The sequence below is a fragment of the Limnobacter parvus genome (assembly GCF_024623725.1).
Taxonomy (GTDB): domain Bacteria; phylum Pseudomonadota; class Gammaproteobacteria; order Burkholderiales; family Burkholderiaceae_B; genus Limnobacter; species Limnobacter parvus.
Map to the genome: position 1 here is coordinate 437,584 of NZ_JANKHG010000014.1, position 16,129 is coordinate 453,712.

General features: G+C 53.4%; 17 protein-coding genes. 4 read left to right on the plus strand and 13 right to left on the minus strand.

The window, feature by feature from the left end:
- Position 1: 1 nt before the first annotated feature.
- Positions 2-904, minus strand: coding sequence for an SDR family oxidoreductase (locus NSP04_RS04430; protein ID WP_257511116.1), 903 nt, complete (start codon positions 902-904; stop codon positions 2-4).
- A gap of 161 nt (positions 905-1,065) precedes the next feature.
- Between NSP04_RS04430 and NSP04_RS04435 the strand changes: the two genes are divergently transcribed.
- The gene (locus NSP04_RS04435) at positions 1,066-2,847 is read left to right on the plus strand and encodes an acyclic terpene utilization AtuA family protein (RefSeq protein WP_257511117.1); all 1,782 of its coding nucleotides are present in this window, start codon (positions 1,066-1,068) and stop codon (positions 2,845-2,847) included.
- A 139-nt stretch (positions 2,848-2,986) separates the two neighbouring features.
- On the plus strand, positions 2,987-3,733 hold the full coding sequence (locus NSP04_RS04440; RefSeq protein ID WP_257511118.1) for a hypothetical protein: 747 nt from the start codon (positions 2,987-2,989) through the stop codon (positions 3,731-3,733).
- A 66-nt stretch (positions 3,734-3,799) separates the two neighbouring features.
- Here the strand turns inward: NSP04_RS04440 and NSP04_RS04445 are convergent, their stop codons facing one another.
- The 6 genes from NSP04_RS04445 to NSP04_RS04470 all read right to left on the minus strand — a co-directional run bounded on the left by NSP04_RS04445 (position 3,800) and on the right by NSP04_RS04470 (position 7,291).
- Positions 3,800-4,393, minus strand: a complete 594-nt coding sequence (locus tag NSP04_RS04445) for a TetR/AcrR family transcriptional regulator (RefSeq protein ID WP_257511119.1) — start codon at positions 4,391-4,393, stop codon at positions 3,800-3,802.
- A gap of 14 nt (positions 4,394-4,407) precedes the next feature.
- Positions 4,408-4,830: a GNAT family N-acetyltransferase gene (locus tag NSP04_RS04450; RefSeq protein WP_257511120.1), complete on the minus strand. Its 423-nt coding sequence runs from the start codon at positions 4,828-4,830 to the stop codon at positions 4,408-4,410.
- An 8-nt stretch (positions 4,831-4,838) separates the two neighbouring features.
- Positions 4,839-5,051, minus strand: coding sequence for a hypothetical protein (locus NSP04_RS04455; RefSeq protein ID WP_257511121.1), 213 nt, complete (start codon positions 5,049-5,051; stop codon positions 4,839-4,841).
- An 83-nt stretch (positions 5,052-5,134) separates the two neighbouring features.
- Positions 5,135-5,794, minus strand: a complete 660-nt coding sequence (gene can, locus NSP04_RS04460; RefSeq protein WP_257511122.1) for a carbonate dehydratase — start codon at positions 5,792-5,794, stop codon at positions 5,135-5,137.
- 117 nt (positions 5,795-5,911) lie between these two features.
- On the minus strand, positions 5,912-6,688 hold the full coding sequence (locus tag NSP04_RS04465; protein WP_257511123.1) for a hypothetical protein: 777 nt from the start codon (positions 6,686-6,688) through the stop codon (positions 5,912-5,914).
- A gap of 96 nt (positions 6,689-6,784) precedes the next feature.
- Positions 6,785-7,291, minus strand: a complete 507-nt coding sequence (locus tag NSP04_RS04470) for a Spy/CpxP family protein refolding chaperone (protein ID WP_257511124.1) — start codon at positions 7,289-7,291, stop codon at positions 6,785-6,787.
- Between the two features lie 135 nt (positions 7,292-7,426).
- Here NSP04_RS04470 and NSP04_RS04475 point away from each other — a divergent pair, with 135 nt between their 5' ends.
- A complete protein-coding gene (locus tag NSP04_RS04475) occupies positions 7,427-8,113 on the plus strand; it encodes a response regulator transcription factor (protein WP_257511125.1) in 687 nt (228 codons plus the stop codon).
- Between the two features lie 26 nt (positions 8,114-8,139).
- Positions 8,140-9,534, plus strand: coding sequence for a HAMP domain-containing sensor histidine kinase (locus tag NSP04_RS04480; RefSeq protein WP_257511126.1), 1,395 nt, complete (start codon positions 8,140-8,142; stop codon positions 9,532-9,534).
- Between the two features lie 14 nt (positions 9,535-9,548).
- On the opposite strand, the gene NSP04_RS04485 is transcribed toward NSP04_RS04480, so the two are convergent.
- The 6 genes from NSP04_RS04485 to nudB form a co-directional block, all read right to left on the minus strand.
- Positions 9,549-10,451, minus strand: coding sequence for a DUF429 domain-containing protein (locus NSP04_RS04485; RefSeq protein ID WP_257511127.1), 903 nt, complete (start codon positions 10,449-10,451; stop codon positions 9,549-9,551).
- Complete coding sequence (locus NSP04_RS04490; RefSeq protein WP_257511128.1) at positions 10,448-12,196, minus strand: cisplatin damage response ATP-dependent DNA ligase; 1,749 nt, start codon at positions 12,194-12,196, stop codon at positions 10,448-10,450. The genes NSP04_RS04485 and NSP04_RS04490 overlap by 4 nt, the downstream gene beginning before the upstream one ends.
- A complete protein-coding gene (locus NSP04_RS04495; protein WP_257511129.1) occupies positions 12,193-13,236 on the minus strand; it encodes a ligase-associated DNA damage response exonuclease in 1,044 nt (347 codons plus the stop codon). Before NSP04_RS04495 ends, NSP04_RS04490 begins: the two co-directional genes overlap by 4 nt.
- Before the next feature lie 39 nt (positions 13,237-13,275).
- Entirely contained in the window at positions 13,276-14,625 is a 1,350-nt protein-coding gene (locus NSP04_RS04500; RefSeq protein ID WP_257511130.1) for a phospholipase D-like domain-containing protein, read from the minus strand.
- Positions 14,616-15,410 (minus strand): endonuclease/exonuclease/phosphatase family protein, encoded by a 795-nt coding sequence (locus NSP04_RS04505; RefSeq protein ID WP_257511131.1) that lies wholly within the window; start codon positions 15,408-15,410, stop codon positions 14,616-14,618. Before NSP04_RS04505 ends, NSP04_RS04500 begins: the two co-directional genes overlap by 10 nt.
- A 204-nt stretch (positions 15,411-15,614) precedes the next feature.
- The gene (gene nudB, locus NSP04_RS04510) at positions 15,615-16,124 is read right to left on the minus strand and encodes a dihydroneopterin triphosphate diphosphatase (RefSeq protein ID WP_257511132.1); all 510 of its coding nucleotides are present in this window, start codon (positions 16,122-16,124) and stop codon (positions 15,615-15,617) included.
- Positions 16,125-16,129: the final 5 nt, after the last annotated feature.

Sequence of the window (16,129 nt, forward strand, 5' to 3'; positions counted from 1 at the left end):
GTTATTTTTTTCCTGCGCGTTCGGCGTCGCGGCGTTGTATCACTTCAGGCACACCACCCAGGTGGAAACTATTGAACACCGGGTTTTGCTTGCCCGTACCCACAGGCCAGATTCGGCGCGCATTAGGCGCGGCGCCATCTACGCGAATACAGCTGCCAGAAATGAACGATGCAGCGGGACTGCACAGGAATGCAAGCACCCCTGACACTTCCGCTTCCAAACCCAAACGCTGCAATGGAATTGTTTTGTCCAGCTGCATGATGGTTTGCTTCATCGGCTCGGGATAGGTGTCCATCCCGCTGGATGCAATGAAGCCTGGCGCCACTGCATTCACGCGTACGGGTGCCCATTCCAGCGATGCAGTTTCCGAAAAATTCAACATGCCGGCACGTGCTGCGCCTGAATGACCCATGCCGGGCATGCCGTTCCACATGTCCGCAATAATATTGGTAATCGACATGTCGGTTTTGCCCAGGTTCTTCACCATGTACTGGTTGAACACTTCGCGGGCCATTAAAAAGCCACCTGTTAAATTGTTGCGCACCACGGTTTCCCAACCTTTGGCATTGATTGAACTGAGCGGAGACGGAAACTGCCCACCCGCGTTGTTGATCAAGTGATCAATTTTTCCGTGCTCAGCCAAAATCTCTGCCACAGTGGCGGTCACCTTTTCTTCCTCGCGAATGTCGCAACTGTGGATACTCACCTTCACGCCACAGGTTTGCGCGATTTCCGCCTTCACGGTTTCAAGCTTTTCAATTTTTCGGCCCACCAAGGCCAAATCAGCACCGAGGCTGGCAAGTTCATGCGCTGTGCAGCGCCCAATGCCTGAACCACCACCAGTGACTACAATGGTTTGACCCTGAAACAAGTCGGAGCGAAATACGGATTGGAATGAATTCAAAATTGGGTCCTGTTATTCAAGCGAACGTTTGATTGATGAATTCTCGCGTGCCTGACAAGCGGTGTCAACCGATGAAAGACCAAATTCAAACGAACGTTTGATTATTTTACAAACGCTTTGTTATGATGAACTTTCTGCAAAACAGCCAAACCAGATCAACCATGAACCAGCCAAACAAGAACAACATCAGAATCGGCGGCGCCTGCGGCTTTTGGGGCGACAGCAGCCTAGGCACTGAACAATTGTTGCAAGTGCCTGGCATGCAATACATTACCTACGATTATTTGGCCGAGCTTACCCTGGCCATCATGGCTGGCATGCGAATGAAAAACCCCGAGCATGGCTATGCGCTCGACTTCATTGAGTTGATGAAGAAGGCATTGCCTGTGGCCAAATCCAGGGGCATTAAAATTATTGCGAATGCAGGTGGCTTAAACCCGGCCAGCTGCGCGGCAGCCCTGCAAAAAACCATGGACGAGATGGGACAAACAGTGCGCATTGGCGTGGTTAGCGGCGACGACGCCACGTTGACACTTGGCCAATTGCGCAAAGAGGGTGTTGAACTCAAAGACCAACATTCAAACCTGCCGGCACCCCCTTTCTTTCTGACAGCCAACGCTTACCTTGGGGCGTTTCCGATTGCCGCTGCGCTTGATGCTGGGGCTGACATTGTGATTACTGGCCGCGTGGTAGACAGCGCCATGGTGCTGGGCGCACTGGTGCATGAATACAAATGGCAACCCACCGACCTGGACCAACTGGCCCAGGGCAGCCTGGCTGGCCACATTGTGGAATGCGGTGCGCAGGCCACTGGCGGTTTGTTCACTGATTGGCAAAGCGTCCCCGATTGGGCCAACATCGGTTACCCAGTTATTGATGTGGCCGCCGATGGCAGTTTTGAGTTAAGCAAACCTGAGGGCACTGGTGGCTTGGTCAACAAAGCTGTGGCCACCGAACAACTGCTGTATGAAATTCACGACCCGGCCAACTATGCCCTGCCCGATGTGGTGTGCGACTTCACCACCGTATACATCGAAGAAACTGCGCCCAACCGCGTAAAAATTCACGGCGCCAAAGGCAAAGCACCCAGCGACCAGTACAAAGTGTGTGCAACCTACCCGGAAGGATTCCGCTGCATTGGCATGTTGTCGATTGTAGGCTTTGATGCGCAAGCCAAAGCACAGCGCACCGCTGAGGCCATTCTGGAACGCACCCGCGCCATGTTCAAGCGGCAAGGCTTGAGTGATTACACTCGAACATCGATAGAAATAATTGGCAGTGAGACCGACCTGGGACCGCATGCCAAAGTGCAACTGGGCCATGAAGCCATGATGCGGATTGCCATTACTCATGCCGACAAAAAAGCCGCCTCCATTTTCTCTCGGGAAATTGCGCCAGCGGGCACCAGCTACGCACCGGGTACCAGCGGCAATTTTGGCATGGGCCGGCCCAATGTAACGCCCTTGGTAAAAATGTTCAGTTGCTTCGTGCCCAAGCACCTGCACACCCCGAAGGTGCAAGTGGCTGGCTTGAACCTTGACTATCAAGAGCCAGAACACCCTGTCAGCGCGCCGGAGAACACCGCAACTGCAATTCAAAGTGCAAAGCCCATTTCGATTCCTGCTGAACTGCTGGGCAAGTCGCTAATCGAGATTGCCCATGGCCGAAGTGGCGACAAGGGCGACACCAGCAATGTGGGCATTGTCGCCAGAAAACCGGAATACTGGCCCCTGTTGCAGCATTTGCTGCAACCCGCGAAAGTGAAAAACTTCCTTGCCCATTTGGTGAAGGGCGAAGTTCACACTTTCGAGTTACCTCATGTTCAGGCGTTTAATCTCGTTATGAAAGAAGCGCTCGATGGCGGTGGCATGACGTCGATGCGCAATGACCCATTGGGCAAGGGCATGGCGCAAATACTGCTTAGCATGACAATTAAGGAATAATCTTCACCTGTTTGAAGGGGTACACCTCCATGAGCGGCCCCCCTAGCTAGTTATCTTTTTCCTACACGGTGTCTCCGTTAGTGGAATTGTGAGGCGATTTTCAATTCGCCTACAACACCCAATACACAGGAGAAACACCATGCAAATCAAACAGATCGCAATCGTAGCCGCCATCGCATCCACCTTCGCCGCAATGCCTCTAAGCGTACAAGCTTCCGACATCGCCACACTGAACGGCTGGGGCGCACTGTTCGCAGCAGCGCACTCGGGCCAGCAAGCCACCGCACAAGGTCAGGCCCAGGGTGAAATCAAGGTCAGCCTGTTCCAGCGCCAGCAACCACCTGCAGCACAGCCTGCGCCCGAGGCAACACCAGAACCCATGCCAGTTACAGAACCAGCTCCTACTGCAGAAGCACCTGCGATGGATCAACCTGACGCGGGCGGCCAAGCCGCATCCACAGGTGATGCAGTGGGTGAGTCGGCCGAAGCAGGTAAGGAAAACATGGGGCAAGCCATGACCAGCGCCAACGCCAGCTTAAGCGCCGCTGTGACTGTAAGCGGTGAGCAACTGGGCCAAGTATTGAACACAGTGGATGGTGTTTATCAAACAGCAGGCACGGTGGTTGAAGGCTTGACAGGCGGCGTACTGGGCACTGTACAAAATGTGGCCAATATGACCTCGGGTGGTTCACTGGCTGCAGACATGGCCAGCACCGGTTCATTGAATATTGCAGGCTTGGCCTCAGCGAATGTTGCTGGTAGCCTTGGCGCCACCGCCAGCATGATGAATGCCGGTCAATTAAGCGCGATTACCGCAGTCACTTCAAGTCTGATTCAGAACGTAATTGCTGCACGCCCAGCGTCTTTGACAGGTTTGCTGCGTTAATTGCAAACGTAGAAGTAAAAAGCCCTTGCCGTTACAGCCAAGGGCTTTTTCTATTTCAGCAAACTTTCAAGCATGTTGCGTCAGAAAAAACGCCACCACCTTTTCGGCCAAGGTGTCCAAAGTGTCGCCTTTCTTCGGCTTGTACCAGGTCACCATGAAGTTCATGGCACCCAGAACCATCAAACGGGCAAACTTGGTATCGCCCCCCAGAAAACCAGCCAGGTGCAAACCGTTCACCGCTTCTTGCCAAATCGCGTCGTATTCGTCTTTGGTGGCAATCAACCGGCGCTGGTGCACTTCATCCAGACAGCGCCAGTTGTAGAGCATCACCGGAATAAAGTCGTTGCCGTCTTCCAGAATAATGCCAAGGTGAACCCGAACCAACGCCCGAAACTGCACATCTGCGGCCAGACCCGGCTTCACCACGGCGCGTGTTTTCTCCAAACCTTGGCGCAAACCCTCTTCGACCACCGCCACCAAAATGTCTTGCTTGCTGGCAAAATGGTAAAAGGGGCTACCACACTGCATGCCCACTGCATTGGCAATGGCACGCATGCTGGCACCGTCATAGCCCTTGTCGCGAAACAGTTTGGCGGCTGCGCGCACAATGTCGCCACGCCGACCATCGTCGTGTTTTTGTTCTTTCAATACTCTAGCCACAACCCAGTCCTTTTTTATATTGTCAGGCTTAGCACCATCCATTGATGTGCAATACCCACTTCCTCGTGGGGTTCACCCTCGGGTGCAAAACCATGTCGACTGTAAAATCCAATTGCCTGCTGCTGCGCGCTTAGACGCACCAGTGGCAAGTTTTGTTTTTCCGCCACGGCCAGCAAGGCCAGCAACATGGCGCTACCAATTCCCTGGCTTCTGAATTCAGGGAGCACAGCCATTCGTCCAATTTTCCCTTCGTGCAACAAGCGAGCAGTGCCAACGGGTTTGTCCCGCCACCACGCCAAGGCGTGAACAGAATTCGAGTCGTGTTCATCCCACTCCTCGGACTCATCAATGCCCTGTTCCACAATAAAAACAGAACGGCGAATGGAACTGGCCCACTCGCCGTTAATCAACCAACTGGAACAGTCGATTCGAACCAAGGAATCGATCAGCCCAAGGCGGCAAATTCAGCGTCAACGGCTTCCAGCATTTCCGGTGTTATCAAACCACCGGAAAAATTCGCTACAACAGCCAATGGGAAACCTTTGCCCATACCGATCTGCGGATGCGTGGAAATGCCGGGCATGTGTTTTTCCAGAATTGCTGCGGTTTGTGGGTTGTCCAGCAAATCGCCCAATTTGGATTGTGTAGAGAAAGCCATGTAAATCGTCTCCTAGAATTTTAAATGAATCCACAATTCAAACAAACGCTTGAATTATCGCCTCATTCTAGACCAAGAATTGATCAGCTGTAACGCTTTTTCAACGAAGCAACAGCACCTGTGTACTTCTGATCGATTTCAGCCCGACTGGAAATCGATATTTGCAGATTTCGCACAATGCCGTCTTTGAGGCTATAAAGCCACCCGTGCACGGTCAAAGTCTGCCCACGGTCCCATGCATCCTCAATCAGGGTGCTCTCACACAAGTGTTTCACCTGCTCGATCACATTCAATTCACACAACTGGTCCAGATAACTTTGCTCATGGTCAATGTCGCAAGTCACCAAGCCGTGGCGGCGCGCCAGTTGGTGAATTGGTCGAACCCAAGCATCGGCCAAACCCACACGGTCACCACGCATGGCCATGCGAACACCCGAACAGCCATAGTGACCGCACACAATAATGTGTTTCACTTTCAAAATCTCTACAGCAAACTGGGTGGCCGACTGCCCATTCAAGTCACCATGAAACACCTGATTGGCCACATTGCGATGCACAAACACTTCACCGGGTTGCAAATTTACAATCGTGTTGGCTGGCACGCGGCTGTCTGAACAACCAATCCAGAAATATTCCGGTGATTGCTGATTCTCGAGTCGTTTAAAAAACTCAGGGTCTTTGTCAACTTGGGCTGCGGCCCAGGCGCGATTGGCATCAAGCAGATTGGAAAGATTGTCAGACACGGTGTTGGCCTTTAGAAGTCAAGGCGCCTATGGTATCGCAGCGCAACATGGTGCGCCACTGGAGTGAACCCAGGGAAGCGCTGGCTTCACCCGGGCTTTCCCTGAACTTACCCTGTTTTATTCCACTTGAGACACGTAGCTGATCGACACCACATCATCGGGGCTTGAAGTGCTTTGCCCTTTGGTAAATCCAAACTGCAGTGCTGAAGTGGTGTCAAGTGCATACACTGCTGAAATTGCGCGTTCTTTGCGTTTTTCAGTTCCCGCCAGTAATTCGTCGCGCTGCGAAGTGTTCAAGTTGATGAACAAGGAATTCCCCAGGGGAAAATTCACGCCGACTGTGCTGTAATTGCCGTTCAACAAAGGCAGTGTCGGAGTGTCGCCATAGTACTGGCGACCTAAAACGGCGGTCACACCAAACCCATTGTTAAACCGGTAAGCCAAGTCGGTCTGAATACCATAATCGGTTTTGCCCGTACCAAGTCCTTTGTCTTCATTGCCGGTCGCAATTTTCACCAAACCCGTGGCCGACATCGCGAAACCTTTGCTTTGAATGCTGCCGACAAGGTCTTTGGTGTAGGTGGCTACCATGTCGCCCAAGCCCTGCTCACTTCGGCGCGCATTTCCTCCTGCACCTGCCACTGTCCCGGCCACCAAAGTACCCGGACCTTCTAGTGAAATGTAGGGCACAAAGAGAGAGGCCCGATAACCCTCGCCCAGCAAAGTGGCGCCCAGGGTAAATGAGCGCGCCTTGATTTCTTGTGGCTGACCAAACTTGCCCGACAAACTGTCAAAGCTGTAAGTCATCAACAAGCCGGGAGGTGCTGCGAAAATTGGCGTGCTGGCAATCACCAAGCTGCACGCCAGAACGTTGCGAACAAAAGAATGCCCCATGTACTGTCTCCTTTTTTGAAAACAGTATAGGGGCAAATGCGCTGCTTCTGGAATACTTCAAAAGGTGGTTGGGAAAGTACCTACAAAATAGAGGTATTACATTGCCTTGCTGGAATCGGCAGCCTTGTTCTTGTAACGCTCTTTCATTTTCTCTTTCCACTCAGCGCGAATTACCTTGGCCTTCTCGCGTTGCTCAGGCGTTAGTACCTTGTAGATTTCATGCTGAGTACGCAGCATGCCCACCTTGGCAGCACGTTCCTTGTCCTGCTGCTGAGCAATCAATCGCTCTGCTTTGGCAGCATCGAAGGTGTCTTGTTCAACAAGCGATTTCATTTCATCACGGTGCGCCCTGCGGTCGCCCATGGCGGCCTTCATTTCGGCTTTTTGCTTGCTCATGATTTCTTTCACCTGTGCTTGCTGGGCTTCAGTCAGATCAAGCTTCTTCAAAACGCCCATACCACCATGCTTGTGGTAATGACGCATTTCGGAATGCTGCTTTTTACCACCTTCACTGTGACCACCAGCGTAGGCGCCCAAGGGAATTGCCACTGCCATCGCGGCCACTGCAATCATTTTCTGAACACTTCCACGGGATACATTCATCTGTCTACTCCTTCTTGTGTTGACAACTGCATTGTGCAAAAACGGCTTGTTAACGTGGATGCTGCCTGTGTAAAGATGGGTAAAGCAAATCAAGGTAAATCAGCAAACTCGGCAGCAGCCGAGTAATATTCACACATGACAAAAATTCTTCACATTGACGACGACATTGAGCTTGGCGAAATGCTGTGCCAATACCTGCGCGGCGAAGGCTTTGAAGCCGAGCACTGCGCCAACCCAATTGACGGCCTGAAAAAGCTGGCTGACGAGCCCTATCAACTTGTGGTGCTCGACGTGATGATGCCACAGCAAAGCGGCTTGGAAACTCTGAAAAAAATTCGTTTGAAGTACAACACCCCCGTGCTGATGCTGACGGCACGTGGCGACAACATAGACCGAATTGTGGGGCTTGAACTGGGCGCAGACGACTATGTCCCCAAGCCTTGCCTTCCGCGTGAAATTGTGGCGCGCGTGCGCGCAATTTTACGCCGCGCCAGCGACAACAGTAACGCCCCAAAACAGGCCTTGCAACTCGGCCCGCTGGAAGTACAACCCGCCAAGCGCAAAGTACTTTTGAATGGGCAGGAAATTGAATTGACCAGCGCGGAATTTAATTTGCTGGAAGTACTGGTTGCACAAGCCGGCCAAGTCGTTAGTAAAGCCGTGTTGAGTGAACAAGGACTGGGCCGGCCACTTGAGCGGTTCGACCGCAGCATTGATGTGCACTTGAGCAGCTTGCGCAACAAGCTCGACCTGAACAATGAAAACCTGCCACTGACCCTGCACACCATTCGCGGGCAAGGCTACCAACTCAGCCTGGACTAAGCAGTCATTCACTTGGAAAACATGTTGTGGGTAAACTGTTCTGGAAGTTTTTTTTCGGCTTTTGGCTTTGCCTGATTGCAGCGGCTGTGGCCACAGGCACCGCACTGTATTTGATGCGAGAAAAGCCGGCAAGCAGCGACATTGCTGAAGGCCCGCGCGCGCAGTTCATGCTGGAAACCATCCAAGAAGTGCTGGAAGGCAAAGGCCCCGATTCACTGCGCGAATTGCTTGATAGAAACCGCCAGCGGACTGGCAATGCGGTGCCCGTATTTGCGGTGTCAAGTCAAGGCAAAGAAATTTTGAACCGGGATGTGCCAGAGAATATTCAACAGCGCATCAACGATTTGTTCGCTGGGCTCGAGCAACCCGAACAAGGTATTTTGATGGTGACGGCACTCGATCAATCGCAGTGGATGCTGTTCATTCCTCGAAATCGCCGGGCTCCTGAGACTGCCGCAGACCACACCGATGAAAACAACGCTCCCTCAGAAAGGCGCCGATCGCGCGAAAGCATGGATTCTGCATTGCCCACTATTCCGGGTGCAGGTTTCTTTGCCGCATTCCTGGCCAGCCTTTTGTTCGCGGGCGTGTTGGCCTACACCTTCAGCCGCCCTTTGAACACATTAAAAAACGCGTTTCGGGAAGCTGGCAAAGGCCGCTTGGGCGTACGTATTTCAGGCAAAGGTAAGGCGAACAAAAAACGCAACGATGAAATAGGCGAATTACTCAGCGGCTTTGACCACATGGCAGAGGAAATTGAGACCCGCATTGAACAACAAAAGGTATTGCTGCACGACGTGTCGCATGAACTGCGCTCGCCTTTGGCGCGCCTGAACCTGGCTGTGGGACTGGCTCGGCAGAACCCGGCACAGCTAGACAGCAGTCTGAGCCGAATTGAAACCGAGGCAGAACGGCTCGATAATTTGATTGGGCAACTTTTGAATTTGTCACGACTCGACGCACAACAGAACTCGGGAAGCATTCAAGAATACAATGTGATTGAACTGTTGCTGGCCGTGGTGGAAGACGCGCAGTTTGAAGCCGAGCAACAAGGCAGGCAAGTTGAATTCAATTGCACTGCAAAGCAATGGAAGATACGTTGCGATGCGGAAAGTTTACAGGGTGCATTCGACAACATTATCCGCAATGCCATTAAACACACGCCTGAAAACACAGCTGTTAATGTGAAGTGCAGTATCCGAAACAACACCCTTGTGATTCAGATTGAAGACCAAGGCCCTGGTGTTCCCGCTGAGCTGTTGCCAAAGTTATTCACGCCGTTTTTTAAACATGGCGAACATTCCGGCCACGGCCTGGGGTTGGCCATTGCGAAAAAGTCGGTACAGCGTTCCAACGGAAAATTAACGGCGCAAAATGGCGCGCAAAGCGGGCTTCTTGTTCAAATTGAATTACCCAGATAAAGCCAGTTTTTTGACTATACAGTTGGTGGAACACCAGCAATCCAGCCTTCCACCGGGTCGATCAGTTTGGGCAATCCGAAATTGGAATCAGCCCGCTTGGCCGCCCAGCCTGCCACCAGGCAACACAACACCGCATCCAGGTGATCGGCTTTCACATCATCCAGCAAACGCGCGCGCAAGTAAGGGCGTACCTGAACCTTGATACCGAACAACATGCCCTCTTCCAATGCGCACAACAATTCGGAACGTGCCATACGCCGGTCGGCGGTGTCTTTCTTGGGGTCGTCGCTTTTGTAACTGGCGCGGTTCAACACTTTTCGCGCCAAATAGCCTGGGTATGCTTCCAGCGCCACGCGGGTTTTGTCGCCGCGCTGCATGCCCGGTATATGCACTCCGGTTTTCATCAACAACTGCGCACCCGAGTGCAGCATATACGCCACTGGCGGGTTCACCCACTTCATGGAAGGCGAGGAGCCGGCCGGGCCATCGCAATCGCGGTGTGCAAACTTGTGGCCCGCCGGGCGTGCATCGCACCAAGCCTTAAAAGTAGCGCGAATTTGTTCACGACTTAATGCGCTGTAGTAGTTGATCAGGTTTTCCCAGGCTTTGAAGTCGGTTCGCCCTGCACCCGGCCACTTCAAACCTTCCACCAGTTTGCGCGACAAACCAAACGGCATGTCGATGGCGGCCACAAAACCCAGTTGCTCCAATGGGCCAGCCGCACGCTCAAATTTTCCGAATGCTTGCGGGCCTTCCTTCAACAGGGTTTCGAATTCAGCCAGTGTGGTCAGCGACAACAAATCGTCCACTGCCAGCACCGCGCCTTGCCATTGGCCCACGGCCACTGCAATCGGTTTTTTCTTGCTTGGACTGCTGGAAAAATCAATGCCCAACAGGCGGCTGTTATCGGGATTCAAACTGCATTCTCCGGGGGCAACAAAGCTTCCAGGGCGGCAAGGTGGTCGGCTTCGTGTAAGGGTTTGTCATGGCGAATGCGAAGCATACGTGGAAAGCGCACGGCCACTCCGCATTTGTGCCGGTTTGAACGGGAAATTGCCTCGAACCCCAGTTCGAAAACCAGTACTGGCTTTACGGTGCGAACGGGGCCGAATTTGTCCACGGTGTGTTTGCGAATCACGCGGTCCACTTCCTTGAATTCCTCATCGGTCAAACCTGAATAAGCCTTCGCAAACGGCACAAGGCGCGGCAGGCCACGCGCCACGGTTTGTTCCACTTTCTCGCCGTTGGCAATGGCCTGTGCCACCTCCTGGGCCTGCGCTGCACTGGCGGGCGGGGTTTCCCACACCGCAAAGGTGTAATCGGTGTACAGGCTGGCACGGCGGCCATGCCCACGCTGCGCATACACCAGCACGCAATCCACAGTCATTGGGTCTACTTTCCATTTCCACCACAGCCCATCCGCCTTGGTGCGCCCCACGCCATAGCGTGAATCCAGGTGCTTCAGCATAAAGCCTTCTACACCCCGTGCACGGCTTTCTTCGCGCAGTATTTTCAGTTCATTCCAACTGCCTGCCATCACTCTTTCAGACAACAAAAAACGCGGCATGCCATTCACTTCGCTTTGCCCGGCATTCGCTACATAAAATGCTTCCAGCATGGCGCGGCGTTCGCGTTGCGGGCTATTCACGGTGTTGTTCCCGCCCAGGCGCAACAAGTCATAGGCCAGAAAAACAACTGGCGAATCGGCCATCAATTTTTTGCCAACCACCTTGCGGTTCAGGCGCCCCTGCAAGGCATTGAAACCCGCGGGCGAATCGCCTTGCCACACCAGAATTTCGCCGTCCAGAATGCTGCCTTCCGGCCAATGCGCAAAGGCCGTCTGCAACTCTGGAAACTGCTCGCTCACCAATTCTTCACCGCGCGACCACACCCACACTTGCCCACAGTCTTTCACCACCTGCGCGCGAATACCGTCAAATTTCCACTCCACCAACCAGTCGCTTAAGTGACCTAAAACTTCGGGCTCTTCTTGCAAAGGGTTAGCCAGAAAAAAGGGCAAAGGCTGACCTGTTCGGCCCGATTCCGCGCCACCGTCACTGGCAGAATCAGCAGCAAGCAAGGCATTAAATTGCTCAGCACTGGGCTGGTTGCTGCCATCGGCATAGCCCATCATTCGCGTGGCAATTACCTTGGCATCCAAACCGGAAACTTGCGCCAGTGCACGTGTAACCAGCAACTTTGATACACCCACCCGAAAGCCACCGCCCACCAACTTCACGAATAAAAATCGCTCTGCCGCATTCAGTTCATTCCAGCAAATCTGTACGGCTTGAATTCGTTCTTCGTCTGGCAAACTGCGCAAAGGCAAAATTCGCTGCTGCATCCACCAGGCCAATCCGTGCGTGTTGTTGGTGGTGTTGCTGGCCATGGGCAGCACATGGGCAATGGTTTCAGCCAAGTCACCCACGGCCTGGTAGCTTTCTTCAAACAACCAATCGGGGAGGCCGCTGACTTGCAGCGCCACTTCCCGCAAAGTGCGGGTGGGCACGGTGCGTTTGGGTTTACCACCCGATAAAAAATACACCGCCCATGCTGCGTCTTCCGCAGAGGCATTTTCGAAATAAGCTCGCAAAGCCTGCACTTTGTGCAAGGTTGAAGTGGAGCCGTCCAGCTCGGCAAACAATTCTGCAAACTGCCTCATTCAACAACGTCCGTGCTTGCGGCTTTTTCGTCCGCTTTGCTGTCGGCCTCGCCTTCGCCTTCGCCGCCGTATTCCGTCTCGAACGCACGCGCACTCAAACCCTGTTCTTGCAGCCAGCGCACCATGACCGGCACATAGCCATGGGTCACAATCACCTGCTCTGCACCAGTGGCGCCAATCGCACGCATCAAGCCGGGCCAGTCGGCGTGGTCAGACATCACAAAGCCACGGTCAACATTTCGACGCCTTCGGCCACCACGCAACTGCATCCAGCCCGAAGCAAAAGCATCGGAATACGCATTGCCAAACCGCTTCATCCAGGCGGCACCCTGCGCGGCAGGTGGAGCTATCGCCAGGCAGTTTTTGAAAACGGATTTGTCCAATACTTCACTCACCGTGGCGGTGTCGGGCAACTTCACACCCGCCTCCCTGTAGGCTTTGTTCAGGCCTTCACAGGCGCTGTGGCACACAATCGGGCCAATGCTGGGGTCAACGCCAGCCAGTATTCGCTGCGCTTTCCCAAAGGAATAACCGTACAAAACACTGGCCTTGCCTTCGGCTGCATTGGCTGCCCACCAAGCGTTGATTTCCGCATAAATTTCAGCGTCACTGCGCCAGCGGTAAATCGGCAAGCCAAATGTGGATTCGGTAATGAAGGTGTTGCACCGCACGGGCTCAAAAGCGTCGCAGGTTAAATCGGGGGCCACTTTGTAATCGCCACTGGCCACCCACACCTCGCCTTGGTACTCCAGCCGAATTTGGCAAGACCCCAACACATGCCCTGCCGGGTGCAGTGAAATTTTTACGCCCTTGTGAGTAGTGCTTGCGCCGTAAGGCAAGGTATCCAGGGAAATATTGCCAAGCCGGGTGCGCAACACACCTTCGCCGGGGGCGGCACACAGGTAATGGTTGTGCCCCACGCGGGCGTGGTCTGCATGCGCATGGGTAATGATGGCGCGGTCTACTTTGCGCCAGGGGTCAATGTAAAAATCGCCTTGTGGGCAATACAAACCTTCGGGTCGACTTACCACCAAATCCATGCTGCACAACCTTGTTCAACTCACGCGTCAATTCAAATGCTAGTACCGGCTTCCAAAACCACCCAGAAACACCGCCAACAACATTAATTTATAGCACACCCAACTGTAGACCCTTTCCTTGACAGATCGCTCTGCATGTTCATGTGGCTGAATTTGACGGCTGTCGTTTTCAATGGCGTTTACCAGTTCATCGCGAAGCTGGACCGCAAATTCGCGGTTGTACACAATCACATTGGCCTCACGGGCAAACAGGCTACTCAAGGGGTCCAGGTTGGCAGACCCCACGGTAGCCCACTGTGCATCGACCACGGCCACCTTGGCATGCAGGAAGCTGGGCAAATACTCGTAAATTTCCACCCCCGCATTCAATAAACTTGAATAAAGGCTTTGCGTTGCGTAATGCTGGAAGCGGTATTCAACACGCCCCTGCAACAACAATTGCACCCGAACACCCCGCTTGCGCGCTGTCAGAATTGCCTTATGCAAGGTTCGACCCGGTAAAAAATAGGCATTGCTTAAAATAACGTTGCGCTGTGCTTTGCCCAACGCCTGGACATAAGCCCTTTCTATTCGACGACGCAAGCGAAAATTGTCTCGCACCGCCAACTGCACCTTCACTTTGCCCAACTTTTTCGGCGTGGGTGCGGCACGCTGACGAATCAGTGCTCGCTGAAACTTTTCTACACGCTCCTTCCACCAGCTTGAACTGAACGTGTCGGTGACCCGCCCACCAGGCCCAATTTGCAACCACAACCACTCCATGTTGTGCCACACGTCTTGAACAACAGGGCCTTGTAGTTGAACAGCAAAATCGTAGCGAGGCCCCAGGGTTTGATCCAGCAGTTCTTTGTTCACTGCCATCGCGTTGGCACGCATACCACCTGAAGCCGCCCACGATGGCACCCGTTTTTGTTCAGCGCGCTCGGTGGCCTTCAACAACTCATCGCGCTCGCCGTCGTGATTCATGTCATCAATCAGATTAATGCCGCCCACAAATGCCACTGAATTGTCGACTGCAATAATTTTCCGGTGCATGCGCCGCAAGCGACGCGGGTTCAACGTGAACATAAAATTCTCAGGCCGAAAAACCCGCACCTGCACACCCCGCTCCAGCAAGCTGGGCACCCAAGTGCGCACACCCTCATGTCCACCAAAGCCGTCCAGCACCAACTGAACCTTTACTCCTCGCTCAACCGCATCGCACATGGCATTAAAAAAAGCCTCACCGGCTGCATCATCGGCAAAAATATAGGTTTCTATGCGCACTTCCTGCTGCGCCTGTTCAATTGCATTCAATGCAGCCGGAAACAGTTGCGCGCCACCTTTCAACAACTCAACTGCATTGCCCTCGCGCTCGGGCGAGCTGGCTGGAAGCAGTTTCAGGGCCATATGAATTCCAGGTCGACCACATAGGGGGCATGGTCTGAAAGCTTGGCCCAGGAATGACCGTGCAACACGGTGGCCTCTTGCACCTTAAAACCCCGGGTGAATACACGGTCTAGCCCCAGCATCGGGAAACGGCTGGGAAAACTTCCCACGCGCGTTAGTCGATTGTTCTTGTCCAGTGGCATGACTTCCTGGGCGGTCAAGCCCTGCTCCAGAATCGGCCCCAAGCGGCGTTGCCAGTCGTTGAAGTCGCCTGCCACTACCAAGGGCATATTTTCTGGCACATGGCTGGCCACATGTTCAATCAACTTGTTGGCCTGCCGCACACGGCTGCGGTACAGCAAACCAAAGTGCGCAACCATTGCGTGGATTGGCCCGGCTGGCGTCTTCACGCAACAGTGCAACAAGCCACGTTGTTCAAGCCGGTGATCCGATACATCCTGATTCAGCATCCATTCAATTTCATAGCGCGACAACAGTGCATTGCCATGGTGACCATGCGAATACACCGCATTCATGCCATACGCAGTGAAATACTGCTGGCTGGCATGGCCCAACAGGTCATCAATGGCTGAAGGCTTCTGGGCAAGAAAATCGTGTTGTCCGGCTTCTGGCCAATGCTCGAATTTCCCCGCGTGTTTGTCGTGGCGACCTTGTACTTCCTGCAAAAACACCAAATCGGCATCCATGGCATGAATCTGGTCGCGCAGGGCGTGAATGGTCAGGGAGGGCTTTCGCAGTCCCATCACACCTTTGTGAATGTTGTATGTGGCAATTCGAAGTCGCATTACTTGTAATACCTAGAAAATGGCGCAGTAAATTACCGATCAAACTTCGGTCGTGTCACAGACACTGGGTATTGTTACAGTCTAGGGTTACCCCTACACTCAACACATAAATATTGAAATTAGCATACGCAGTTCAAACCACTAATTCGCAGCAGCTACATACCGTATATGAAAAAAGGGGCCCTTGGTGGCCCCTTTGTATTTTCAGTACTCAGTGGCGTCAAGCCTGTCGTCCAGCGCCAAAATGGCCTGTGCATTGTTGGGTGAAAAACAGCGTGCAGCGGCCTGTTGTGCATCCAGCCAAGCATAGCCAATGTGTTCTTTTTCAGCCAGCTTCGGTACAAAATCCGCCGGTACACACACCATGAACCAATGCTCGGTGTTCTGCGTGACACCTTGCGGGTACCGGTGGCGCCAGTGTTCAAAAATTTCATACTGCAAACTGTGTGGCCATGGCCGAAGCACGCCAGGCTGCAGCAACTCAGCCAAAGTGGCGTCTGCCACAGTGGGGGCCAGCACAGGCATCGCCTTGAATCCGGTTTCTTCATCCAGCTCGCGAACAGCCGCTTGCAAAGGCAGTTCGTCCGGAAAATCAAGGCTGCCAGTCACTGATTGCCAAAACCCGGCTTTGTCAGCCCGCTCGATCAATAAAAAATCCCCGTGGGGGCTGACCATCACAACCAGCACCGACACGGGGATTTTATTACCGCTCAACCTGC